Here is a 23411-nt window from a genome sequence, read left to right on the forward strand (position 1 = left end):
ACGAGAATGGCATGACCGATGACAGATTTCAATATCTGTCACTCGATAGTGCAGCGCAGCTCCGAAGGGCGGACCGGAGGGCGGACAGACGGGAGTCTCAGCGGCGGTGGCCGGCCCGCGGGCCCACCGGCGCCCCCTCCAGCGCGCGGGCGGTGCGCCGGGCGGTCTCGCTCGCCCAGCGGCCGCTCGTCACGGCGCCCACGAGCAGCACGAGCACCCCGCAGGCCGTGACGATCCACCAGGCGGGCCCGGCCGCCGCGGCGAAGTCGGCGCCGCCCGCGGTCCCGGCCGCCAGCACCGAGCCGATCACGGCCACGCCCAGGGTGCCGCCGGTCTGCCGGCTGGTGGAGGCGATGGCGGCCGCGACGCCCGCCTGGGCCCGCGGCATCCCCGAGACGGCCGTGTTGGTGATGGGCGCGTTCACCATGCCGAAGCCCAGCCCGAAGAGCACGTAACCGGTGAACAGCAGCGGCGTCGAGCTCTCGGCGGAGAAAGCGGCGAACAGCAGCCCGCTCGCCGCCATCGCCGCCCCGGCGATCAGCAGCGGCAGCCGCGGCCCCCGACTGCCGACCAGCCGCCCCGACAGCGGCGCGAAGACGAAGGTCAGCGCCGCCATCGGCAGCATGTAGAGCCCGGCGTGCAGGGCGTCGAGCCCCCGCACGTCCTGGAGGTAGAGGGTGTTCAGGAAGAGGAAGCCGGCCAGCGCGGCGAAGGCGCCGACCGCGATCAGCGTCGCCCCGCTGAAGGGTGCGCTCCGGAAGAACCGCGGATCGATCAACGGCTCGGCCCGGCGCAGCTCGTAGATCAGCAGTGCCACCAGCGAGGTGACGGCCAGGGCCGCGCAGGCCAGGATCACCGGGGAGCGCCATCCTGCGCTCGGGGCCTCGATGATCCCGTACGTCACTGACCCGAGCAGCGCCATGACCAGCAGCTGCCCCACCGGATCCGGTCGGCGCGGGTGCGCCGCCCTCGACTCGGGGACGAAGCGCAGGGTCAGTGCCAGGGCGAGGAGCCCGACCGGAAGGTTGACCCAGAAGACGGACCGCCAGCCGACCGACTCGACCAGCAGGCCGCCGATCAGCGGTCCCGCGGCCATGGAGATGCCGACCACGCCGCCCCAGGCGCCGATGGCGCGGGCGCGCTCGCGCGGGTCCGTGAAGGTGTTGGTGATGATCGACATGGCCACCGGGTTGAGCATCGAGCCGCCGACGGCCTGGACCATCCGGAACGCGATGAGCCAGTGCAGGCCGGGTGCCAGCGAGCACAGCAGCGAGCCCGCCGTGAACAGGACCAGCCCCACCGTGAACACCCTGCGCCGGCCGATCCGGTCCGCGGTGGAGCCCGCCGGCATCAGCAGCGAGGCCAGGACCAGCGTGTACGCGTCGATGGTCCACTGCATCCCGGCGACCGAGGCGCCCAGCTCCCGGCGCATCGAGGGCAGTGCGACGTTCAGGACGGTGGTGTCCAGACTGACGAGGAGCAGGCTCATGCAGCAGATCGCGAGGACCAGCTTCCTGCGTCGGGCACTCAACTCGGCCATGCTTCCGATAGTACGGCTAACTAAAGAAATGGGGGATGGGCCGAGGCTGCGCGACAATGGGGGGATGACCACGCTCCCTCCGCCGCTCGCGATCGGCCCGCACACCGTGCAGCCCCCCGTGGTGCTCGCGCCCATGGCCGGCATCACCAACGCCCCCTTCCGCACCCTCTGCCGCGAGTTCAGCGGCGGCAAGGGACTGTTCGTGAGCGAGATGATCACGACCCGCGCCCTGGTCGAGCGCAACGAGAAGACCATGCAGCTGATCCACTTCGACGAGACCGAGAAGCCCCGCTCGATCCAGCTGTACGGAGTCGACCCGGCGACGGTGGGCAAGGCGGTCCGCATGATCGTCGAGGAGGACCGCGCCGACCACATCGACCTCAACTTCGGCTGCCCGGTCCCCAAGGTGACCCGCAAGGGCGGCGGCTCGGCGCTCCCCTACAAGCGGAACCTGCTGCGGGCCATCCTGCGCGAGGCCGTGGCGGGCGCCGGCGACCTGCCGGTGACCATGAAGATGCGCAAGGGCATCAACGACGACCACCTCACCTACCTGGACGCGGGCCGGATCGCCGTCGAGGAGGGGGTCACCGCCATCGCCCTGCACGGCCGTACGACCGCCCAGCACTACGGCGGCACCGCCGACTGGGACGCCATCGCGCGGCTCAAGGAGCACGTCCCCGAGATCCCCGTCCTCGGCAACGGGGACATCTGGTGCGCCGAGGACGCGCTGCGGATGGTTCGCGAGACCGGCTGCGACGGCGTGGTCGTGGGCCGCGGCTGCCTCGGCCGCCCGTGGCTGTTCAACGACCTGGTGGCGGCCTTCGAGGGGCGCCCCCAGGACTTCCACAAGCCCACGCTGCGCGAGGTCGCCGCCACCATGCACCGGCACGCCGAGCTCCTGGGCGAGTGGATCGGCGACGAGGCGCGCGGGGTGATCGACTTCCGTAAGCACGTGGCCTGGTACCTCAAGGGCTTCTCGGTGGGTTCGGAGATGCGCAAGAAGCTCGCGGTCACCTCGTCCCTGGCCGAGCTGAACGCTCATCTGAGCGAGCTCGACCTGGACCAGCCGTGGCCCGACAGCGCGGACGGCCCGCGCGGCCGGACGTCCGGAAACAACCGGGTTGTCCTCCCGGATGGCTGGCTGAAGGATCCCTACGACTGTGCCGGGGTGAGTGAAGACGCGGAACTGGACACGTCCGGAGGCTGAGAAACAGCTGACAAATTATGCCGTCGGCGGCGTGACATACGCCACGCATGGGTGGGGTTGCGCTCACATGAGCGCGAAAATCACGGGTAAGACTTCCAAAGGGTGGCACTGGGTGCCACCCTTTGTTTGTTCACTACTTGAACGCAAATGTATCGATGATCGCTCATCCGAGCGTAAGCAAGCCTCAGGAGCCCCCTCACCCTTCGGGACGTGAACGCTCTTCGTAGGTTTCAGCTACCCATCGGTCACTTTCGATCTGCTGGCGCACGAGTGGTTACAGCCGTATGACGACCAAGTGGACGTACCCAGAAGCCTTCGATCTGGGTATGTTCCTGGCCGTCAGGGCAGCCACCGAGTCCTCGAGGAGTCGAGACCCGTGTCGGAAAACAAAGATCAGAAGTTCGTCTACGACTTCACCGAGGGAAACCGCGACCTCAAGGACCTTCTCGGCGGCAAGGGGGCCAACCTCGCCGAGATGACCAACCTGGGTCTGCCGGTCCCTCCCGGCTTCACCATCACCACCGAGGCCTGCAAGGTCTACCTGGAGAGCGGTGAGGCCCCGGCCGCGCTGCGCGACGAGGTCAGCGCCCACCTTGCCGCCCTTGAGGCCAAGATGGGCAAGAAGCTCGGCCAGTCGGACGACCCGCTGCTGGTCTCCGTCCGCTCCGGCGCCAAGTTCTCGATGCCGGGCATGATGGACACGGTCCTCAACATCGGCCTCTCCGACGAGTCCGTCACCGGCCTCGCCTCCCAGGCCGGTGACGAGCGCTTCGCGTGGGACTCGTACCGCCGCCTGATCCAGATGTTCGGCAAGACCGTCCTCGGCGTCGAGGGCGAGCTCTTCGAGGACGCCCTCGACGAGGCCAAGGCCGCCAAGAAGGTCACCGTCGACACCGACCTCGACGCCGCCGACCTCAAGAAGCTGGTCAAGGTCTTCAAGAAGATCGTCGCGAAGGAGGCCGGCCGCGAGTTCCCGCAGGACGCCCGCGAGCAGATGGACCTCGCCGTCGAGGCGGTCTTCAACTCCTGGAACACCGACCGCGCCAAGCTCTACCGCCGCCAGGAGCGCATCCCGGGCGACCTGGGCACCGCGGTCAACATCTGCTCCATGGTCTTCGGCAACCTCGGCCCCGACTCAGGTACCGGCGTCGCCTTCACCCGCGACCCCGCCAGCGGCCACCAGGGCGTGTACGGCGACTACCTCCAGAACGCCCAGGGCGAGGACGTCGTCGCGGGCATCCGCAACACCGTTCCGCTCGCGGACCTGGAGGCCATCGACAAGGCCTCGTACGACCAGCTCATGACGATCATGGAGACGCTGGAGACCCACTACAAGGATCTCTGCGACATCGAGTTCACCATCGAGCGCGGCCAGCTGTGGATGCTGCAGACCCGCGTCGGCAAGCGCACCGCCGGCGCCGCCTTCCGCATCGCCACCCAGCTCGTCGACCAGGGCCTGATCGACGAGGCCGAGGCCCTCCAGCGCGTCACCGGCCACCAGCTGGCGCAGCTGATGTTCCCGCGCTTCGACGAGAACGCCCAGACCGAGCTGCTCGGCCGCGGCATCGCCGCCTCCCCGGGCGCGGCGGTCGGCAAGGCCGTCTTCGACTCCTACACGGCCGTCAAGTGGTCCCGCTCCGGCGAGAAGGTCATCCTGATCCGCCGCGAGACCAACCCGGACGACCTGGACGGCATGATCGCCGCCGAGGGCATCCTGACCTCGCGCGGCGGCAAGACCTCCCACGCGGCGGTCGTGGCGCGCGGCATGGGCAAGACCTGTGTCTGCGGCGCCGAGGACCTGGAGGTCGACACCAAGCGCCGCCGGATGACGGTCGGCGGCACGGTGATCGAGGAGGGCGACGTCGTCTCCATCGACGGCTCCACCGGCAAGGTCTACCTCGGCGAGGTACCCGTCGTACCGTCGCCGGTCGTCGAGTACTTCGAGGGCCGGATGCACGCCGGCGCCGACGACGCCGACGAGCTGGTCGCCGCCGTCCACCGGATCATGGCCTACGCGGACCGCGTCCGCCGGCTGCGCGTGCGGGCCAACGCCGACAACGCCGAGGACGCCTCGCGTGCCCGCCGCTTCGGCGCCCAGGGCATCGGCCTGTGCCGCACCGAGCACATGTTCCTCGGTGAGCGCCGCGAGATGGTCGAGCGCCTGATCCTCGCCGACACGGACAACGAGCGCGAAGAGGCACTCAGTGCCCTCCTCCCGCTGCAGAAGAAGGACTTCGTCGAGCTCTTCGAGGCGATGGACGGCCTGCCCGTCACCGTCCGGCTCCTCGACCCGCCGCTGCACGAGTTCCTGCCCGACATCACCGAGCTGTCGGTCCGCGTCGCCCTCGCCGAGTCCCGCAAGGACGCCAACGAGAACGACCTGCGCCTGCTCCAGGCCGTGCACAAGCTGCACGAGCAGAACCCGATGCTGGGTCTGCGCGGTGTCCGCCTCGGCCTGGTCATCCCCGGCTTGTTCGCCATGCAGGTCCGGGCGATCGCCGAGGCCGCGGCCGAGCGCAAGAACGCCAAGGGCGACCCCCGCGCCGAGATCATGATCCCGCTCGTGGGCACCGTCCAGGAGCTGGAGATCGTCCGCGAGGAGGCCGACGCGGTCATCGCCGAGGTCGAGGCCGCGACCGGCACCAGCCTCAAGCTGACCATCGGCACCATGATCGAGCTGCCGCGCGCCGCGCTGACGGCCGGGCAGATCGCCGAGGCCGCGCAGTTCTTCTCCTTCGGCACGAACGACCTGACCCAGACGGTGTGGGGCTTCTCCCGCGACGACGTCGAGGCCAGCTTCTTCACCGCGTACCTGGAGAAGGGCATCTTCGGTGTCTCGCCGTTCGAGACCATCGACAAGGACGGCGTCGGCTCCCTGGTCCGCAGCGCGGTCCAGGCCGGCCGGGCCACCCGCCCCGACCTCAAGCTCGGCGTATGCGGCGAGCACGGCGGTGACCCGGAGTCGGTCCACTTCTTCCACGAGGTAGGCCTCGACTACGTCTCCTGCTCGCCGTTCCGGATCCCGGTGGCGCGCCTGGAGGCCGGCCGTGCCGCCGCCGAGGCGAAGGGCAGCGACAGCCGCTGATCCCCCGCGGCCCCCGCCGGGCCGCCCCCGTGACCGCGCCTGCCTTCGGGTTCCCTGACCCCCGTGGGCAGGCGCGTCCAATTTTTTTTCCTCTTCAACAAAGTGCTTACGCCAGCAGGCGGTGGACGGATCCCCACCCGTCCACCGCCTGCTGTCAATCCGCCAGGCACGTCGGCGCTTCCCGGTGCGACCGACCGCCAGGCCCCGCAAAGCCCCCCACGGCCTTCACGGAGCGTTTCGGTCGCACTGGAGTGTGCCTGGCGGAGTACAGGATTTCGGTTGTCACGCCCCTGCCGAAAGGGGTTTCAACTGTGGCTGAAAGGGCGTGGTGACGTCGTGTGACGGCATGCATACTCATGGGGCGGGGGGATTGCGGTTGCACAGGTGGGGGTTCGGTGCTGCGTATCCATTTCACTGGAGTGGACCTGGCACGCGTACGGATGGCAGGGCGTCCCGATGCGTTGTGGGAAACGATTCTGAGTTTTCACCGCTTAAGAGACCGGCGTGACCCCCGGTTCTTCGGTGAATGGCGCACAGAAGCCCGCAGCAGGTTGAATGGTGAAACACGTTTGCTCGGCGCACTCATACCGAGTCGCGGCTATTTCCCCGATTTCCTGACCCCTGTGGAGGGGCAGTACGGGTGGGACGTGGGCCTCGACGCCCTGCGCGCCATCCGCCCCGAGCGGATCCGGCGCGAGCTCGCGCTGCTCGGTGCGGGGACGGGCCTGGGCGACGCCTTCGGCATGCCCTCGGGCCCGAGCGGACGCGTCGACGCACCCGTCCCGCGGCGCCTGCGGGAGTTCATGGACGGCGGCACCAAGCACGTGCCCCGGCTGCTGGGAGAGCTGCGCGGTTACCACCGGGCGGCCGTGGCCCCGTACTGGACCCACATCCAGGCCCAGATCGAGGCCGAGCGGGCCGCGCGCGGCCGGGCCCTGCTCGACGGGGGCGCCGACGAGCTGCTGGCCTCGCTGCCACCGATGCTGCGCTGGCGCGCCCCGGTCCTGGAGTGCGACTACCCCGTGGACCGGGATGTGCGGCTGCGCGGGCGCGGGCTGCTGCTCCAGCCGTCGTTCTTCTGCCGGCGCACCGCGGTGACGCTGCACGACCCCGAGCTGCCCCCCGTGCTGGTCTATCCGGCAGCGGCGCAGCTGGCCTCCGCGCCGGCCGGTGGCGAATCGATTCGGCCCCTGGAGGAGCAGCGCCAGCGCACCCTCGGCAAGCTCGTCGGGCACACCCGCTCCGTGGTGCTGCGCGCCATCGGCGACGGCGCCACCACCAGCGAGCTCGCTCGCCGGGCCGGAGTCTCCCTGGCCTCCGCGAGCCAGCACGCCTGCGTGATGCGCGAGGCGGGGCTGGTGACCACCCTGCGCCGCGGCAACGCCGTCCTGCACACGGTCACCCCGCTCGGCGCGGCCCTGCTCAAGGGAGGCGCGGTGGCCTCGTAACCCGCCTGGTCCCGCAAGGCCCCGGACCGCGCCCGTGGTCCGGGGCCCGCGGTCCGGGGCGCGCCCGGGCGTGGTGACGTAGTCGGGGGACTTTCGGCCCTGGAACGCCCCCGCATGCGCGAGAATGGTGGACTGATGAACCAGTCTGCCCCCGACCACGACCTCGCGGGCCGCGCCGACCTCCTGGCGCTGCTGCGCCGCTTCTACGCGGCCGCCTTCGCCGACCGCAGGATCGGCCCGTTCTTCACCGAGATCGCCGGCACCGACCTGGAGGCGCACCTGCCCCGGATCGCCGACTTCTGGGAGCGGGCCCTGTTCCGCAGCGCCGACTACACGGGCAACGCCTTCGCCCCGCACGCCGCCCTGAACACGGCCCGGGAGATGACCGCCGAGGACTTCGGGCGCTGGGTGCAGCTGTGGCGGGCCACGATCGACGGCCTGCACCAGGGCCCGCGGGCGGAGCAGGCCAAGGCGCACGGCGAACGGATCGCGCTCGCCCTGCACGCCCGACTGGCCGGCCGGGACGCGTCGATGCAGGGCGGGGACGGCCGGGGCTTCATCCCGCTGGCCGCCCTGGAACTCCGCACGGTGGCCTGACCTGCGGGTTCGCCCCCGGACGGGAAGCGGCGAAAAAACTTCCCCGGGACCGATGAGTTCCCCGGCCTGCCGCGGTCTACCTCTCGACAGCACCGGGAAACACGGGCGATCCGAGAGAGAAGAGAGAACGCGATGTCCTCCACGATGATCTTCGTCAACCTGCCGGTCAAGGACCTGGAGGCCAGCAAGGGCTTCTGGACCAAGCTCGGCTACGCGTTCAACCCCCAGTTCACCGACGAGAACGGCGCCTCCCTCGTCATCAGCGACACGATCTACGCGATGCTGCTGACGGAGTCCCGCTTCAAGGACTTCACCCACAAGGCCATCGCCGACACCTCCACCACCACCGAGGTGCTGATCGCCCTGAGCGCCGACAGCCGTGCCGCGGTCGACGAGCTCGTCGGCGCGGCCCTCGACGCCGGCGGTACCGAGCCGCGCCCCGCCCAGGACCACGGCTTCATGTACGGCCGGGCCTTCGAGGACCTCGACGGGCACACCTGGGAGGTCTTCTGGATGGACCCGGCCGCCGTCCAGGGCTGATGCCCACGCCCGCTGGTGCTGCGACCGGAAAGGTCCACCGGGTCGCGCACGCCGCCCGGCACGGCACCTCGCTGCGTTGTCGGACCGCGCAAGTACGTCCAGTACGAGCCGCGGGCCTCCGCCTTGCGATGCACCGCACCGGACAACGCGACCCGGCAAACCTTCCCGGCCACAGCACTAGGCGACCGCGGCCGGCACCGGGGCCGCGGCCGCCGAGGTCGCGGCGATCCGGACCGGATACGTCCGGATCGTCACCCCCTCGTCGTCCAGACAGCGTCCCGACGCCAGGTCGAAGCGCTGCTTGAGCAGCGGCGAGGCCACGAAAGGCTGCCCCTCCACGCACCCCACCAGCCCCCGGGACAGCACCGCCGCCCCGGTGAAGGGGTCCTGGTTGTCGATGGCGTACGTCCAGCCGGAGCGGCCGAGGAACACCGCGGCCTGGCGCCCGTCCGGCAGCAGCACCGCCACCCCGCGCCCCGGCGTCATGTCGGACAGCTCGCACACCGTCAGCCAGCCTTCTTCCACCTGCAGTTCCACGGTCATCGGGTGCCTCCCACGGCTTCGAGCGGCTGAATGGTCAGGATGGCCAGGTCGGGCTTGACCTGATCGCGTTCGGGTACGAAGCGCACGGTCGGATCGGGGGCGCCGGGCGCGTTCACGAAGGACACGAACCGGCGCAGCCGCTCCGGGTCCTGAAGGGTCTCGGCCCATTCGTCGCGGTAGTGCGCCACGTGGTCGGCCATCAGGGCCTCCAGCTCGTCGCACAGCCCGAGCGAGTCGTGCACGACCACGTCCCGCAGGTGGTCGAGGCCGCCCTCCAGTCGGTCCAGCCAGCTGGACGTGCGCTCCAGCCGGTCGGCGGTGCGGATGTAGAACATCAGGAACCGGTCGATCAGCCGGACCAGTTCGGCGTCGGACAGGTCCTGGGCCAGGAGGTCGGCGTGGCGTGGGGTGGCCCCGCCGTTGCCGCCGACGTAGAGGTTCCAGCCGTTCGCGGTGGCGATCACCCCGAAGTCCTTGCTCTGCGCCTCCGCGCACTCCCGGGTGCAGCCGGAGACCGCCGACTTGAGCTTGTGGGGGGCGCGCAGCCCCCGGTAGCGCAGCTCCAGGTCGATGGCCATCCGTACGCTGTCCTGCACCCCGTAGCGGCACCAGGTCTGCCCGACGCAGGACTTAACCGTGCGCAGGGCCTTGCCGTACGCGTGGCCGGACTCGAAGCCGGCCTCGACGAGCCGGGCCCAGATCTGCGGGAGCTGGTCGACGCGGGCGCCGAAGAGGTCGATGCGCTGCCCACCGGTGATCTTCGTGTAGAGGCCGAAGTCGCGGGCCACCTCGCCGATCACGATCAGCTTGTCGGGGGTGATCTCACCGCCCGGGATGCGCGGCACGACCGAGTAGGAGCCGTTGCGCTGCAGGTTCGCGAGGTGGTGGTCGTTGGTGTCCTGCAGGGAGGCCTGCTCCCCGTCCAGGACGTAGCCGCTCGCGCCGAGGGTCGGGGCGAGCGAGGCGATGATCGAGCCGACGGTGGGCTTGCAGACCTCACAGCCGTCCCCGCCGCGCGCCTCCGGCCTGCCGTGGCCGTCGAGGAGCTGCTCGTAGGAGGTCAGGCGGCGCGTGCGGACGATCTCGTAGAGCTCGGCCCGGGTGAACGGGAAGCAGCCGCACAGGCCCTTGTCGGTGGAGGCCGGCAGCAGCTGGCCGATCACCTTGAGGCAGCCGCCGCAGCCCGTGCCCGCCTTCGTGCACTGCTTGACCTCGGCGAGGCTCGCGCAGGCGGTGATCGCCTTCTTGGTGACGTTGTGGCAGGAGCAGATCACCGCGCTGTCGGGCAGCGACGCCGGGCCGAGCTGCGCGGCGGGGCCGAGGCCGGCCGGCAGAACCAGCTGGTCGGGGGCGATGGGCGGGACGCTCCCGGTGAGCGGGCGCAGCAGCCCGTACGCGTCCGCGTCGCCCACCAGGACCCCGCCGAGCAGCACCCCGTCGGGGGAGACCACCAGCTTCTTGTAGACGCCGGAGCGGGAGTCGGAGTAGACGACGTCGAGGCTGCCCTCGGCGGCGCCGTGGGCGTCGCCGAAGGAGGCCACGTCCACCCCGAGCAGCTTGAGCTTGGTGGAGAGGTCGGCTCCGGTGAACTCCTTCTCGCGGCCCAGGAGGTCCTCGGCGGCGGTCTCCGCCATCTCGTAGCCGGGGGCGACCAGCCCGTAGACCCGGCCGTCCACGGCCTGCGCACACTCGCCGATGGCGTAGACGCGGGAATCAGAGGTGCGGCAGCGGGAGTCGACGGAGATGCCGCCGCGTTCGCCCGTGTCCAGCCCGCAGTCGCGGGCCAGCTGGTCCCGGGGCCGGACACCGGCGGAGAAGACGACCAGCTCGGTGGGGACGGTGGTGCCGTCGGAGAGCCGCATCCCGCACACCGCGCCGTCCTCGCCGGTCACGACCTCCTGCGTGCCGACGCCGGTGTGCACGGTCAGGCCCATCGACTCGATGGTGCGCAGCAGGGCGGCGCCGCCGCCGTCGTCGACCTGGACGGGCATCAGACGGGGGGCGAACTCCACGATCCGGGAGGAGAGGCCGAGGCCCTGGAGCGCTCCGGCGGCCTCCAGGCCGAGGAGGCCGCCGCCGACGACGGCGCCGGTGGTCCGGGTCTTCGCGTACTCCTCGATCGCGAGGAGGTCCTCGATGGTGCGGTACACGAAGCAGCCGGGGGCGTCCTTGCCCGGTACGGGCGGCACGAACGGGTAGCTGCCGGTCGCGAGCACGAGCACGTCGTACGGGACCACCCGCCCGGAGCGGGAGGTGACGGTGCGGGCCTCCCGGTCGATGGCCTCGGCCGGATCGCCGAGGAGGAGCTCGATTCCGTGCTGCTCCATGAACCCGGCGGGGGTCAGGGAGAGGTCCTCGGGGGTGTTCCCGGAGAAGTACGAGGTCAGGTGTACGCGGTCGTAGGCGGGCCGGGGCTCCTCGCAGAGCACGGTGATCCGGTGGGTGGCGGTGGCGCCGCGCTCGGCGAGTGCCTCCAGGTAGCGCTGGCCGACCATGCCGTGGCCGATGAGCACGATGGCGGGGGTGGGCGTGGGCGTGGGAGCGGCCATGTTCAGGAGCCTCCGTCGTCGGTGAGCAGGTGCGTCAGGTCGTTGAGGGGCTGGTCGCCTTCCCAGCTGCGGGCGAGGGCGCCCACGGAGGACAGCTCGCCGAGCAGGACCCCGCCGACGAGCCGGTCGCCGCGGACCACGACCTTGCGGTAGGTGCGGCGGGTGGCGTCGGTGAGGCGGACCACGTCGTCCCCGGGGAGCGGGGTCGTCTCGCCGAAGGCGGCGAGGTCGAAGGGCCCGGGGCCGGCGGCCGCGAGGGTGAGGCGGGTCAGGGCGCGGGTTCCGGTGTAGCCGGGGCCGGTGCTGCTGTCCGCGTCGCGGGCGGCTGCGCTGCCGGTGCCGCCTTCGCCGTCGGTTCCGGTGGCCGCCGCGGGGTCGGTTCCGGGGGCGGCTTCGCCCTCGGGTCCGCCCGCGGCGAGGACGGCGGCCAGGGCGTCGGCCTGTTCCAGCGCGGGACCGGCCAGGCCGTAGACCCGGCCGGCGTGCTCGGCGCAGTCGCCGATGGCGTGGATCCGGGGGTCGGCGGTCCGCAGCCGGTCGTCGACCACGATGCCGGTGCGTACGGGCAGCCCGGCGGCCAGCGCGAGCCCCGTACGGGGGCGTACGCCGCAGGCGAGCACCACGAGGTCGGCGTCGAGGCGGTAGCCGTCGGCGAGCTCGACGGCGGTGACGGTGCGCCCGTCGGGGTCCGCCGTCGGGCGCGTGGCCGGACTCGTGACCAGGCCGCGGACCCGGCACTGGGTGTGGATCTCGATGCCGAGCGCGGTCAGGTGGGCGTGCAGCAGCTCCGAGGCGTCCGCGTCCAGCTGGCGTTCCATCAGGCGCTCGCCCTGCTGGGCGAGTACCACCTGGGCCCCGCGCTCGGCCAAGGCCCGGGCGGCGGAGACCCCGAGGAGGCCGCCGCCGATCACCACCGCCCGTACGCCGGGCCGTGCCGCCACGGCCGCGGACAGCGCCAGGCAGTCGTCCATCGTGCGGAACGCGTGGACCCCGTCGGGCAGTTCCCGGCCGCCCGGTGTGAACAGCCCGCGCAGCGGCGGGAGGACCGGGTTGGAGCCCGTGGCCAGGACCAGGGTGTCGTACGCCTCGGTGCTGCCGTCGTCGCAGTGCACGAGGCGCTCGGCCCGGTCGATGCGGACCGCTCGTACGCCCCGCCGCACGGCCGCGCCGGGGGCCGGCAGGGCGGTCACGTCGGGGGCGTACCGGCCCGCCAGGACCTCCGCCAGCAGCACCCGGTTGTACGGCAGGTGCGGCTCCTCGCCGAGGACCCGCACCTGGGCGCCGGCGCCCAGCCGCGCGGCGAACCGCAGGCCGGCCAGGCCGGCGCCGATCACCACCACACGCTGTTTCGAGGTCATGGCACGAGCGTGCGCCGTCGCTGTTTCCCTGCCGCATCGCCGTTGTTACCCGGACGGAACGCGCACCTCAGCGTCCCGGTCGGCGCCCGGTGAGGGAGAAGCAGGGGCCGGTGGGACGGGTGGTGAGGCTGGGGCGAAGCTCAACCTTTGCGCAAGTTTCCGGCGATCGATGCCCCGTACAGGCGACTCCTCCCTAGGCTCGGGGCTGTGCCTGACATATCGACGACAATGATCATCGTGCTGTGCGTGGCCGCCGCGGCGGCCGGCTGGATCGACGCCGTGGTGGGCGGCGGCGGACTACTGCTCCTGCCCGCCCTGCTGCTCGGCCTGCCGCACGCCCAGCCCGCCGCGGTGCTCGGCACCAACAAGGCCGTGGCCATCGTCGGCACCGCGGGCGCGGCGGTGACGTACGTGCGCAAGGCGCCGGTGGACGTGAAGCTCGCCGTCCGGATCGGTCTGGCCGCGCTCGCGGGATCCATGGGCGGCGCCGCACTGGCCGGCGGGATCAGCAAGGACGCGCTCCGCCCGCTGATCATGGTGGTGCTCCTGGTCGTCGGCGCCTTCGTGGCCTTCCGGCCCGCCTTCGGCACCGCCCCCTCGGCCTCGCCCGTCAGCCGCGGGCGCGTACTGCTCGCGATCGGGCTCGCCGGTCTCGGGATCGGCTTCTACGACGGCCTCATCGGGCCCGGCACCGGCACCTTCCTGGTCCTGGCCCTGACCGCGCTGCTCCACCTCGACCTGGTCACGGCCTCCGCCACCGCCAAGGTCGTCAACTGCTGCACGAACGCCGGGGCCCTCGCGATGTTCGCGTACCAGGGCATGGTGCTGTGGCAGCTGGCCGCGCTGATGGCGGCCTTCAACCTCGCCGGCGGCATGGTCGGCGCCCGGATGGCGCTGAAGAAGGGCAGCGGCTTCGTCCGGGGCGTGCTGCTGACCGTGGTCGGCGCCCTCGTGGTCAAGCTCGGCCTGGAGCAGTGGGGCTGACCCGGCCGCGCCGGCCCGCGCCGACGTCCGTCAGCGGGTCCCGGTGAGGTGCGCGAAGACGACCACGTTGCCCCGGTAGCCGGTGCGGGGCGAGAAACCGCCGCCGCAGGTGATCACCCGTAGCTCGGCGCGTGGCGAAGGCCCGTACACGCGGGCGTCCGGGAAGGACTTGGCGTCGTACACCTCGACCGCGTGGACGGTGAACACGGCCGTGCGCCCGTCCGCGCGCGGCACCTCGATCGACGCCCCGCGGTGCAGCGCGCCCAGGTGGTAGAAGACCGCCGGCCCGGAGGCGTGGTCGACGTGGCCGAGGATGACGGCGGTGCCGACCGCGCCGGGCGTGGTGCCGTCGCGGTACCAGCCGGCCAGGTCGCGGCGGGCGGGCGGCGGTACCTCCAGGCTGCCGTCCGGCCCGAGGCCGAGCCCCGTCAGCGGGGCGTCCACACGGATCGACGGGATCCGGATCCGGGTCGGCGGGGAGCCGGGCAGCGGGTCGATGCTGCCGGGGTAGGAGGTCCGCCCGTTCAGCGCCTCGGCGGGGGAGGGCAGCGGGGGCTGCACGGACTCGCCGGAGCCGCTGGTGACGAGCCAGATGCCGACGCAGGCCGTGAGCGCGACGAGCCCGCCGCGGCGGGCCTGGCCTGTGCCCATGCGCGCCCCCTTGGCGATCTCGGTGTGCTCTGCGTGGAACAGGCCGTCGCCCGGCCCCGCGAACGGGGGGGACCTCGCGGGGCGGGCGACGGGAGACGGTACCGGTCGGACCGCGGCCGGAGCCGCGGTGGGCGCCCGTCAGCTCTGCGTGCCGCTCGCCCGGCGACGCAGGAGCCAGGTACCGCCGACGGCGGCCGCGGCCAGTACGGCCGCTCCCGCCGCGATCTTGGTGGGGTCGGTGGTGGTGCTCGTCCCGCCTCCCACACCCGTACGGACGCGGCCTTGCGGACCGCGTTCGGTGACGACCAGGTTGCCCGTGGCGAACTTGCCGTTCGCGCAGGTGGCGCCGATGGCATAGGTGCCGGCGCGGGTGCCGCGGGCGATCTGGAACTGGCCCACCACCACCTCCTTGTGGGTGCCCGGCACCAGCTTGAACCGGCCGCCGCCGACCGTGGTCGCATCGCCGTCGGCGTGGCCGCCCGGGCCGCAGGCGGTGGTGTTGACCGTGACCGTGGCCCCGGGGGCCCCGGACTTGGGCCAGACCTCCAGCGCGGCGAAGTCCCCGGGCGCGAAGCCCGCCGTCCCGAGTTCCGCGGCGGCGACGCCGCCCGCGACCGGGCCGGTGAACGCGGTGGCGGTCAGCGCGGTGGCGGTGAGCACATGGGCAGTGCGTCGGCGCATGGCGGCTCCTGGAAACACGGGGTCGTGTTCCGAGGTAACCCGGCATCCCGGCGGCCCGCCTGCTGAAGGGCTGTCAGATGATCTGCGGAGCCGGTTGTCTCCGCAGGTCACAGCAGCGCCCGTCGCTCTCCGCGCCCTGACCCCGTCCGGGTGACCGCCGCACCGGCGTCCGCGGCGCCCGTGCCGGGGGCGGGTGCCGGACATGTGGGGAACGGTAGTGCGTACGGTGGGGGCACGCTGGGAAAATCGGGACGCAGGTCCCGGACCACCAGGAGCTGGTCCGTGGCACATCGAGGGAGGGCCCCGTGACATCGGTCGACCGGCCGGGAGAGCCGCACACGCCGCAAGGCCCGCAGGCTCCGCCGGATGCGCAGGCACCCCACGGGCCGCACGAGGCGCAGGTGCCGCAGGCCCCGTACGGCCAGGTGCTCACCGTGCTGACCACGGTCGACTCGGCCGAGCAGGCCGCAGCCCTCGCCCGGACCGCGGTGCAGGCCCGACTGGCCGCCTGTGCGCAGGTGACCGGCCCGGTGACCTCGGTCTACCACTGGAAGGACACGCTGGAGACCTCCCAGGAGTGGCAGGTCCTGTTCAAGACCACCGCCGCCGCCTACCCCGCCCTGGAGGCCCGGCTCACCGCCGATCACCCCTACGACACCCCGGAGGTCATCGCCACTCCGGTCGTGCGGGGCAGCGCCGCCTACCTGGCCTGGGTCGCCGCCGAGGTGACCGCCGGATGACCGCCGGGCTCCCCCTCTTCGTCTACGGAACCCTGCGGCCCGGCGAGATCAACCACGACCTGTTCCTGCGGGGCCGCACCGCCGCCGAGGAACCCGCCCGGCTCCCCGACGCGCTGCTCTACGACGGCCCCGGATTCCCGTACGCCGTCCAGCACGCGGGCTCCGAGATCGTGGGCGAGCTGGTCACCCCGGCGCCGGAGGCGTACGAGACCCTGCTGGCCGAGCTGGACCGGCTGGAGGAGTACTACGGCCCGGACCGGCCCCGGAACGTCTACGACCGGGTCCGGCGCGAAGCGGTCCGCCCGGACGGCACCCGCACCACCGCCTGGGTCTACCTGGCGGCCCCCCTGCTCGCCCGCCGCCTGCGCGTCACCGGCGTCGAGATACCGGGCGGCGACTGGCTCAGGCGCTAGCCGCCGCTTCGCCCGGGAGCCGGCTCAGGGAGCTCAGGGAGCTACAGCCCCTCGGCGCCGCGGTTGCGCAGGCGCTGACCGTACTGCTGGAGCACCCACAGCTCCTCCTGGACCGCCGCCAGCTGCTCCGGCGGCGCCTGGGGGCCCATGCGCGCCAGGGTCCCCTGGACCTCGTGCACCCGGCGGTCCACCGCGCGCAGCCGGACCTGGACCAACTGGACGCCGGCGTACACCTCGTCCACCGTCTTCGCGTGGATGGCCTCGACCGCCAGTTCGGTGACGAGTGCCCGCACCGTGTCGTTCGGGGCGGCCTCGCGCACCCGGGCCAGGTAGTCGGAGTCGGCCGCCGAGGTGCCGCCCGCGTCCTGGACGGCCTGGCGGACCGCCGCGTAGGGGGGAGCGGTGAACTCGTCCACGCCGTACGCGTCGAAGGCCGGCGACACCAGCTCCGGCCGCTGCAGCGCCAGCTTCAGCAGCTCGCGCTCGGTGCGGTGCGCGGGGCTGCGCAGGTTCAGCGCGGGGCCGCCCGCGGGGGCGGCGGGCGCGGGGGCCGCCTCGTACGGGCGGCTGCGCGGGCCGGGCTGCCGGTCGGTGCCGGGCCGGTCGCCGCGCTCGCGCGCCCAGCGGGCCAGCTGTGCGACCCGCTTGACCACGAACTGCTCGTCCCGGATGCCCAGCATGCCCGCCAGCTGGACCGCCGACTCGTGCTGGATCGCGATGTTCTTGATGTGGGCGACGACCGGCGCCGCCTCGTCCAGGGCGGCCGCCCGGCCCGCCGGGTGCTCCAGGTTGTGCCGGCTGACGATGTGCCGCAGGGCGAACTCGAACAGCGGGGTCCGCGATTCCACCAGGCCCGCCACGGCAGCGTCCCCCTGCGCCAACCGCAGGTCGCAGGGGTCCATGCCGCCCGGGGTGATGGCGATCGAGGTCTCCGCGGCGAACTTCTGGTCGTCCTCGAAGGCCCGCAGGGCCGCCTTCTGCCCGGCCGCGTCGCCGTCGAAGGTGAAGATCACTTCGGCCGTGGCATTGTCCATCAGCAGCCGGCGCAGGATCTTGATGTGGTCGCCGCCGAAGGAGGTGCCACAGGTCGCGATCGCGGTGGTCACCCCGGCCAGGTGGCAGGCCATCACGTCCGTGTAGCCCTCGACGACCACGGCCCGCGAGGTCTTCGCGATCTCCTTCTTCGCCAGGTCGATGCCGTACAGCACCTGGCTCTTCTTGTAGATCGCCGTCTCGGGCGTGTTCAGGTACTTCGGCCCGTTGTCGTCGTCGCGCAGCTTGCGCGCGCCGAAGCCGACCACCTCGCCCGTGATGTCGCGGATCGGCCACATCAGCCGGCCGCGGAAGCGGTCGATGGGCTTGCCGCTGCGGCTGTCCTGGGCCAGCCCGGAGAGGATCAGCTCCTTGTCGCTGAAGCCCCGGCCGCGCAGGAAGCGGGTCAGGTGGTCCCAGCCGGCCGGGCTGTACCCGACGCTGAAGTGCTCGGCCGCGGCCTGGTCGAAGCCGCGCTCGGCGAGGAACCTGCGGCCGATCTCCGCCTCGGCGCTGCCCAGCTGCTCGACGTAGAACTGCGCGGCAGTCTTGTGGGCCTCGACGAGCCGGATGCGCTCGCCGCGGCCGCTGGTGCCCGCGGTGTAGCCGCCCTCCTCGTAGCGGAGCGTGATGCCGGCCTGTCCGGCGAGGCGCTCGACGGCCTCCGAGAAGGAGAGGTGGTCGATCTTCATGATGAAGTCGAGGGTGTCCCCGCCCGCCTGGCAGCCGAAGCAGTGGTAGAGACCCTTGCTGGGGCTGACCTGGAAGGACGGGGACTTCTCGTCGTGGAAGGGGCACAGGCCCTTGAGGTTGCCCCCGCCCGCGTTGCGCAGTTGGAGGTAGTCGGAGACCACGGCGTCGATCGGGACCGCGTCCCGTACCGCCTTCACGTCGTCGTCGTTGATCCGTCCTGCCACCCGTGAAGTCTACGGCCGGGCGCCCACAAACCCGTCAGGCCCCCGCCCGTCTCGGGCGGCCCCTCGCAGGCCGCCGCTCACGCTCCCTGCGCCGGCACCAGTGAGGCCAGCGGAACGGTCGGGTCCGCCAGTGCCTCGCGGTTGACGGGTGCCTTCGACCTGATCAGGGCCTGGATGTGCTCGGTGACGTCCCACACGTTCACGTTCATCCCGGCCAGCACCCTCCCCTCCGACAGCCAGAAGGCGATGAACTCCCGCTTGGCCACGTCCCCGCGGATCAGCACCTGGTCGTAGCCGCCGGCCGGCGCGTACCCCGAGTACTCCAGACCCACGTCGTACTGGTCGGAGAAGAAGTACGGGATGCGGTCGTACGAGACCTCCTGGCCCAGCATCGCCCGCGCCGCGGCCGGACCGCCGTTGAGCGCGTTCGCCCAGTGCTCCACCCGCAGCCGGGTGCCCAGCAGCGGGTGGTGGGCCGCGGCCACGTCCCCGACGGCGAAGATGTCGGCGTCGGAGGTGCGCAGGGACGCGTCCACCGCGATGCCGCCGCCGTGCTCCCGGTCGATCAGCGCCAGCCCCGAGGTCTCCGCCAGCGCGGTCCGCGGAGCCGCCCCGATCGCCGCCAGGACGGCGTGCGCGGGGTGCTCGTCCCCGTCGTCCGTCCGGGCGGCCAGCACCATGCCGTCGTGGCCGACGATCTCGGTCAGCCGCGAGCCGAAGTGGAAGCGGACCCCGTGCTCGGTGTGCAGATCGCCGAAGAGCCGCCCGATCTCCGGGCCGAGCACCGCGTGCAGCGGCGTCGCGAGCGGCTCGATCACGGTGACCTCGGCCCCGTACCCGCGCGCCGCGGCCGCGACCTCCAGGCCGATCCAGCCGGCGCCCGCGATCAGCAGGTGGCCGTTGTCCCGGCCGAGGGTGGTCAGTACGCCGCGCAGCCGCTCCGCGTGGGCGAGCCGGCGCAGGTGGTGCACCCCGGCCAGGCCGGTGCCGGGGATGTCGAGGCGGCGCGGCTCGGCTCCGGTGGCCAGCAGCAGCTTGTCGTAGTGCAGCGCGGTGCCGTCGCCGAGGACCACCCTCTTGGCCTCCCGGTCCAGCTGGACCGCGGGCTGGCCGAGGTGCAGCTCGATGTCGGCGCGCGCGTACCAGGACGGCTCGTGAACGAAGACGCTGTCGCGCTCCTCCTTGCCCTGGAGGTACCCCTTGGAGAGCGGCGGCCGTTCATAGGGATGGTCGCGTTCGTCGCCGATCAGGATCACCCGCCCCGTGAACCCCTCCGACCGCAGCGTCTCGGCCGCCTTGGCCCCGGCCAGCCCTGCGCCGACGATGACGAACGTCCGGTGTGCGTCGACCACCTGATGCCTCCTCATAACCTCTCCGCCACATGCGACCACATGCGAGCGTCCCGCACTGAGCGTGCTGCGTGAAGGGGGAGTGGCCCGATCGGCTCACCACCCGGCGCGGCGCCTGCGCGTCGTGAGCCGGGCGTGTAGAGAGCGCGCCGAGGCGTCCGTGAGCGCCGCGATCTGGTCGATGACCGCGCGTTTGCGTGCTTTGTCGTCCGGGGCCGAATCGAAGATCGCCCGGAATTGCGGGTCGAGGCCCTCGGGTGCGCGGGCGCTCAGTGCCTCGGCCAGTTCGGCCAGGACGATGCGCTGATCGGCCCGAAGCCGCTCCTGCTCGTCGCGCTGCATGACGTAGAGGTCCGCGACCGCCTTGAGGACCGCGCACTCGTTGCGCGCCTCGCGCGGGACGACCAGCTCGGCGGCGTACCGGGTGAGGCGGCCGGAGCCGTACGCCTCCCGGGTCGCCCCCTCCGCGGCCAGGCAGAACCGGCCGATCAGCTGGCTGGTGGCGTCCTTCAGGCGGGCCTGGGCGACGGCCGATCCGTCGTACCCGTGCGGCCACCACTCCTGTTCCAGCAGCCGGTCCAAGGCCTCCCGCAGCTCCTCCGGATCCGTGCCGGCCGGCACGTACCGGCCGATCGCGACCCGCCAGATGGCGGTGCGCTCCGGTTCGGCGAAGAGGAGGTTGGGGTCGAGGTGCCCGGCGTGCAGGCCGTCCTCGAAGTCGTGCACCGAGTACGCGACGTCGTCGGACCAGTCCATGACCTGGGCCTCGAAGCACTTGCGGTCCGCGGGCGCGCCGCGGCGCAGCCACTCGAAGACGGGCAGGTCGTCGTCGTACGCGCCGAACTTGACCGAGTCGGGATCCGTGGGGTGTCCGCCGCGGGGCCAGGGGTACTTGGTGGCCGCGTCCAGGCAGGCCCGGGTGAGGTTGAGGCCGACGCTGGCCGGCTCGCCCGTCTCCGGATCGGGCACGAAGCGCTTCGGCTCCAGACGGGTCAGCAGGCGCAGCGACTGGGCGTTGCCCTCGAAGCCGCCGCAGTCCTTGCCGAACTCGTTCAGCACCTCCTCGCCGTTGTGCCCGAAGGGCGGGTGCCCCATGTCGTGCGAGAGACAGGCGGCCTCCACGAGGTCGGGATCGCAGCCCAGGGCCGCGCCCAGCTCCCGGCCGACCTGGGCGCACTCCAGCGAGTGGGTCAGGCGGGTGCGGGGGCTCGCGTCCCAGTCGTACGAGCGGCTGCCGGGGGTGACGACCTGCGTCTTGCCGGCGAGGCGGCGCAGCGCGGCCGAGTGCAGCACACGCGCGCGGTCGCGCTGGAAGGCGGTGCGGCCGGGCCGTTTGTCGGGCTCGGCGGCCCAGCGTTCGGTGTCGGCCGGAGCGTACGGGGCGGATGCGGAGCCTTCCATGCCTTCCATGCTCAGACGTTAACCGCAGGCACCGACAATCCGAGCATTCCGAACCAACGCGGTCTTCACGCAGTGGCGAGTTCCAGGCGCTCCTCGTGCTCGTCCCGTTCGCCGCGGAGCCGGGCCAGGGCCTGGTCGTAGCGGAGCAGCACGAGACGGGCCAGGGCGGGATGGTCCCCGAGCGGGGCGGCCGCGGGGCCGGACGCGGCGGCAGCGCTCTGGGTGGCGAAGCGGCCGGGGGCGGTGAAGTACGAGGCCACGGCGACCCGGTGGTGGCCGCGGGCGGCGAGGGCGCGCACGGCGTCGGGGACGGCGGGGGCCGCGGCGGACGCGTAGGCCGGTACGACGGCCGCCCCGCCGAGGCGTTCCGAGAGCAGGTCGGCGGTGCGCCGGGTGTCGGCCGCGGAGTCGGGGTCGCGGGAGCCGGCGGCGGCGAGCACGACGGCGGAGCGGTCCCGCGGGTCCGGGCAGGCCTCCAGGAGCCGTTCGTACAGGGCCTCGGCGAGCAGCGGATGCGGGCCGAGCGGGGCGGCGACGCGGGTGTGCAGGTGGGCGGCGCGGGCGGCGGCCGCCGGGAGGTCCCGCTTGACGTGGTGCCCGCGCCCCAGGAGCAGCGGGACGAGCACGGCCGCACCGGTGGTGCGGTGGAGGGTCTCGCCGAGCAGTGGCTCGTTCAGCTCGATGTGTCCGAGCCGGACGTCGAGGCGGGGGCGGAGCTCGCGGACCCGGTCGAGGAGGGCGCGGACGGTGTGGAGGGCGCGCGGGTCGCGACTGCCGTGGGCGACGGCGACGAGGGTGGGCTGCATGCGTGGACTCCGTGTGACCGGGCCCCCTGGGGACGCAGTCCGCTGAGCTGTGTGCCCAGTTGGGCCGTGATCCGGGTCAGCAGCTCGGTGGCCGTGGCGGGGGGAAGCGGAAAGGGCAGGGATTCGGGAGGGTGCACCGGCTCCGTCATGAACCGATCCTGCGGGCCGCACGTTGCGTGGGCGTTGCGCGGGGGTGACGGGTGTTTACCGGTAGCTCACTGGCTCATTCGGCCGAGTGAAAGAGGGGGAGGGGGGAACTGGGGGGCCGGGCTTGATCGTCAATGTGTGCGAACGGCGTGCGGAGCGGGCGAAGGGGGGACCGATCATGAAGATGCCGGGCTGGATGAGGTCGGTGGCGGGCCGGCGGCGGGCCGTGCAGGTGGTGATGGCGGGCTGTGTGCTGGCGCTGCTGCCGTCGACGTGGACCCATGCGGTGGCGGCGGACCGGCTGCGGAGCACGGCCGACGCGCCGGCCGCCGGGGTGGTGGTGGTCTTCGGGGCGGGGCTGTGGAACGGCAAGCCGACGCCGTATCTGGCCAACCGGCTCGACGCGGCGGCCGAGCTGTACCGCACGGGCAAGGTCAAGGTCGTCCTCGTCACCGGTGACAACAGCCGCAGGGAGTACGACGAGCCCGACGCGATGCGGACGTACCTGACCGGGCACGGGGTGCCGGGGGAGCGGATCGTCAGCGACTTCGCCGGGTTCGACACGTGGGACTCCTGCGTCCGGGCCCGGGAGATCTTCGGGGTGAAGCGGGCGGTGCTGGTCAGCCAGGGCTTCCACATACACCGGGCCGTCGCCCTGTGCGAGGCGGCGGGGGTGGAGTCCTACGGGGTCGGGGTCGATGACGAGCACGACGAGACCTGGTACTACGGCGGGGCGCGCGAGGTCTTCGCCGCGGGCAAGGCGGCGCTGGATGCCGCCTTCAAGCCGGAGCCGCGGTTCCTGGGGCCCGAGGAGCCGGGGGTGTCGCAGGCGTTGGGCGTCCTGGCACACTGACGCGTCGTCAGCCAGGCCGGTGAGTCACCTACCGAGGGGTGGGAGCCATGACCGTGGTGGATCTGACCGGTGGGACCGTCGTCATCACCGGCGGAGCCCGGGGCCTGGGCGCCGCGGCTGCGCAGGCCGTCGTGGACGGGGGCGGCCAGGTGCTGATCACGGACGTCCTGGAGGCGGAAGGGGCCGGGACCGCCGCCCGGCTCGGCGGTGCGGCGCGGTTCCTGCGCCACGACGTGACGAGCGAGGCGGACTGGCAGGCCGCCCTCGACCACGCGGTGGCCGCATTCGGCGCATCGACGTCTGGTCAACCATGTGGGCATAGCCGCCGGGCGGCTCCTGCAGGAGGAGAGCGTCGAGCACTTCCGCCAGGTCGTCGAGACCAACATGGTCGGTGTGTTCATCGGGATCAAGACCGTCATCCCGGTGATGCGGGCGGCCGGCGGCGGCTCCATCGTCAAGCGGCTGGACGGCCGGCCTGACGGTGAAGCACCTGACCGGGCAGTGACGGTGGGCGGTGACGGCGGCAGTGACGCCGGGCAGCGGCCGCGCAGTGCCCGGGGTGAGCCCGCC

Annotated in this window: 19 protein-coding genes and 1 pseudogene; 10 read left to right on the plus strand and 10 right to left on the minus strand. The window is 72.5% G+C overall.

The genetic code is table 11. The features are described from left to right. Positions 1–97 precede the first annotated feature (97 nt). A complete protein-coding gene (locus tag AC0666_RS05330) occupies positions 98–1540 on the minus strand; it encodes an MFS transporter (protein WP_478707124.1) in 1443 nt (480 codons plus the stop codon). Positions 1541–1604: 64 nt separating this feature from the next. Between AC0666_RS05330 and dusB the strand changes: the two genes are divergently transcribed. The 5 genes from dusB (at position 1605) to AC0666_RS05355 (ending at position 8417) form a co-directional block, all read left to right on the plus strand. Continuing rightward, on the plus strand, positions 1605–2747 hold the full coding sequence (gene dusB / locus AC0666_RS05335) for a tRNA dihydrouridine synthase DusB (protein WP_468967810.1): 1143 nt from the start codon (positions 1605–1607) through the stop codon (positions 2745–2747). A 376-nt stretch (positions 2748–3123) separates the two neighbouring features. Continuing rightward, positions 3124–5832, plus strand: coding sequence for a pyruvate, phosphate dikinase (gene ppdK, locus AC0666_RS05340; protein ID WP_468583070.1), 2709 nt, complete (start codon positions 3124–3126; stop codon positions 5830–5832). A 395-nt stretch (positions 5833–6227) separates the two neighbouring features. Beyond that, positions 6228–7280, plus strand: coding sequence for an ArsR/SmtB family transcription factor (locus AC0666_RS05345; protein ID WP_361713775.1), 1053 nt, complete (start codon positions 6228–6230; stop codon positions 7278–7280). Between the two features lie 135 nt (positions 7281–7415). Then, positions 7416–7877 (plus strand): group III truncated hemoglobin, encoded by a 462-nt coding sequence (locus tag AC0666_RS05350; protein WP_468967805.1) that lies wholly within the window; start codon positions 7416–7418, stop codon positions 7875–7877. A gap of 132 nt (positions 7878–8009) precedes the next feature. Continuing rightward, on the plus strand, positions 8010–8417 hold the full coding sequence (locus tag AC0666_RS05355; protein ID WP_361713779.1) for a VOC family protein: 408 nt from the start codon (positions 8010–8012) through the stop codon (positions 8415–8417). A gap of 177 nt (positions 8418–8594) precedes the next feature. On the opposite strand, the gene nirD is transcribed toward AC0666_RS05355, so the two are convergent. Genes nirD through AC0666_RS05370 form a run of 3 tightly spaced genes read right to left on the minus strand, consistent with a single transcriptional unit; the run spans position 8595 to position 12867 of the window. Continuing rightward, positions 8595–8960, minus strand: a complete 366-nt coding sequence (gene nirD / locus AC0666_RS05360; protein WP_468967802.1) for a nitrite reductase small subunit NirD — start codon at positions 8958–8960, stop codon at positions 8595–8597. After that, a complete protein-coding gene (gene nirB, locus AC0666_RS05365) occupies positions 8957–11509 on the minus strand; it encodes a nitrite reductase large subunit NirB (protein ID WP_468967799.1) in 2553 nt (850 codons plus the stop codon). Before nirB ends, nirD begins: the two co-directional genes overlap by 4 nt. A 2-nt stretch (positions 11510–11511) precedes the next feature. Continuing rightward, positions 11512–12867 carry an NAD(P)/FAD-dependent oxidoreductase gene (locus AC0666_RS05370; protein WP_468967797.1) on the minus strand — a complete coding sequence of 452 codons (1356 nt, stop codon included), beginning with the start codon at positions 12865–12867 and terminating at the stop codon, positions 11512–11514. A 207-nt stretch (positions 12868–13074) separates the two neighbouring features. On the opposite strand from AC0666_RS05370, the gene AC0666_RS05375 reads away from it, so the two are divergent. After that, on the plus strand, positions 13075–13851 hold the full coding sequence (locus AC0666_RS05375) for a sulfite exporter TauE/SafE family protein (RefSeq protein WP_468967794.1): 777 nt from the start codon (positions 13075–13077) through the stop codon (positions 13849–13851). Between the two features lie 30 nt (positions 13852–13881). Here the strand turns inward: AC0666_RS05375 and AC0666_RS05380 are convergent, their stop codons facing one another. Further along, on the minus strand, positions 13882–14502 hold the full coding sequence (locus AC0666_RS05380) for a class F sortase (protein WP_468967791.1): 621 nt from the start codon (positions 14500–14502) through the stop codon (positions 13882–13884). Positions 14503–14640: 138 nt separating this feature from the next. Further along, the gene (locus AC0666_RS05385) at positions 14641–15183 is read right to left on the minus strand and encodes a hypothetical protein (protein ID WP_478707125.1); all 543 of its coding nucleotides are present in this window, start codon (positions 15181–15183) and stop codon (positions 14641–14643) included. Between the two features lie 401 nt (positions 15184–15584). Between AC0666_RS05385 and cutA the strand changes: the two genes are divergently transcribed. Both cutA and AC0666_RS05395 read left to right on the plus strand, forming a co-directional pair. Then, positions 15585–15923, plus strand: coding sequence for a divalent-cation tolerance protein CutA (cutA, locus tag AC0666_RS05390; RefSeq protein WP_478707192.1), 339 nt, complete (start codon positions 15585–15587; stop codon positions 15921–15923). After that, a complete protein-coding gene (locus tag AC0666_RS05395; RefSeq protein ID WP_468968517.1) occupies positions 15920–16336 on the plus strand; it encodes a gamma-glutamylcyclotransferase family protein in 417 nt (138 codons plus the stop codon). Before cutA ends, AC0666_RS05395 begins: the two co-directional genes overlap by 4 nt. Positions 16337–16377: 41 nt before the next feature. Here AC0666_RS05395 and dnaG read toward each other — a convergent pair whose 3' ends face one another. From dnaG to AC0666_RS05415, 4 genes are all read right to left on the minus strand, one after another. Next, complete coding sequence (dnaG, locus tag AC0666_RS05400) at positions 16378–18285, minus strand: DNA primase (RefSeq protein ID WP_478707126.1); 1908 nt, start codon at positions 18283–18285, stop codon at positions 16378–16380. A gap of 77 nt (positions 18286–18362) precedes the next feature. Next, positions 18363–19637 carry an NAD(P)/FAD-dependent oxidoreductase gene (locus tag AC0666_RS05405; RefSeq protein ID WP_468583079.1) on the minus strand — a complete coding sequence of 425 codons (1275 nt, stop codon included), beginning with the start codon at positions 19635–19637 and terminating at the stop codon, positions 18363–18365. A 93-nt stretch (positions 19638–19730) separates the two neighbouring features. After that, positions 19731–21044: a deoxyguanosinetriphosphate triphosphohydrolase gene (locus tag AC0666_RS05410; RefSeq protein ID WP_468967779.1), complete on the minus strand. Its 1314-nt coding sequence runs from the start codon at positions 21042–21044 to the stop codon at positions 19731–19733. Between the two features lie 56 nt (positions 21045–21100). Next, the gene (locus AC0666_RS05415) at positions 21101–21841 is read right to left on the minus strand and encodes a sirohydrochlorin chelatase (protein ID WP_468967777.1); all 741 of its coding nucleotides are present in this window, start codon (positions 21839–21841) and stop codon (positions 21101–21103) included. Between the two features lie 325 nt (positions 21842–22166). Between AC0666_RS05415 and AC0666_RS05420 the strand changes: the two genes are divergently transcribed. Together AC0666_RS05420 and AC0666_RS05425 are read left to right on the plus strand one after the other, a co-directional pair. After that, positions 22167–22841 (plus strand): SanA/YdcF family protein, encoded by a 675-nt coding sequence (locus AC0666_RS05420; protein ID WP_468967774.1) that lies wholly within the window; start codon positions 22167–22169, stop codon positions 22839–22841. 53 nt (positions 22842–22894) lie between these two features. Then, positions 22895–23297, plus strand: a pseudogene (locus AC0666_RS05425) (SDR family NAD(P)-dependent oxidoreductase); the annotation flags it as partial. Positions 23298–23411 lie beyond the last annotated feature (114 nt).

It is taken from the genome of Streptomyces sp. NPDC043680 (assembly GCF_056436685.1).

Excerpts from the sequence above, each read along its gene's own strand:
- AC0666_RS05370 (WP_468967797.1), bottom strand. The coding sequence starts at position 12,867 with ATGACCTCGAAACAGCGTGTGGTGGTGATCGGCGCCGGCCTGGCCGGC.
- AC0666_RS05330 (WP_478707124.1), bottom strand. The coding sequence starts at position 1,540 with ATGGCCGAGTTGAGTGCCCGACGCAGGAAGCTGGTCCTCGCGATCTGC.
- AC0666_RS05385 (WP_478707125.1), bottom strand. The coding sequence starts at position 15,183 with ATGCGCCGACGCACTGCCCATGTGCTCACCGCCACCGCGCTGACCGCC.
- AC0666_RS05420 (WP_468967774.1), top strand. The coding sequence starts at position 22,167 with ATGAAGATGCCGGGCTGGATGAGGTCGGTGGCGGGCCGGCGGCGGGCC.
- nirD (WP_468967802.1), bottom strand. The coding sequence starts at position 8,960 with ATGACCGTGGAACTGCAGGTGGAAGAAGGCTGGCTGACGGTGTGCGAG.
- AC0666_RS05415 (WP_468967777.1), bottom strand. The coding sequence starts at position 21,841 with ATGCAGCCCACCCTCGTCGCCGTCGCCCACGGCAGTCGCGACCCGCGC.
- AC0666_RS05350 (WP_468967805.1), top strand. The coding sequence starts at position 7,416 with ATGAACCAGTCTGCCCCCGACCACGACCTCGCGGGCCGCGCCGACCTC.
- AC0666_RS05355 (WP_361713779.1), top strand. The coding sequence starts at position 8,010 with ATGTCCTCCACGATGATCTTCGTCAACCTGCCGGTCAAGGACCTGGAG.
- AC0666_RS05410 (WP_468967779.1), bottom strand. The coding sequence starts at position 21,044 with ATGGAAGGCATGGAAGGCTCCGCATCCGCCCCGTACGCTCCGGCCGAC.
- nirB (WP_468967799.1), bottom strand. The coding sequence starts at position 11,509 with ATGGCCGCTCCCACGCCCACGCCCACCCCCGCCATCGTGCTCATCGGC.
- AC0666_RS05380 (WP_468967791.1), bottom strand. The coding sequence starts at position 14,502 with ATGGGCACAGGCCAGGCCCGCCGCGGCGGGCTCGTCGCGCTCACGGCC.
- AC0666_RS05395 (WP_468968517.1), top strand. The coding sequence starts at position 15,920 with ATGACCGCCGGGCTCCCCCTCTTCGTCTACGGAACCCTGCGGCCCGGC.
- dusB (WP_468967810.1), top strand. The coding sequence starts at position 1,605 with ATGACCACGCTCCCTCCGCCGCTCGCGATCGGCCCGCACACCGTGCAG.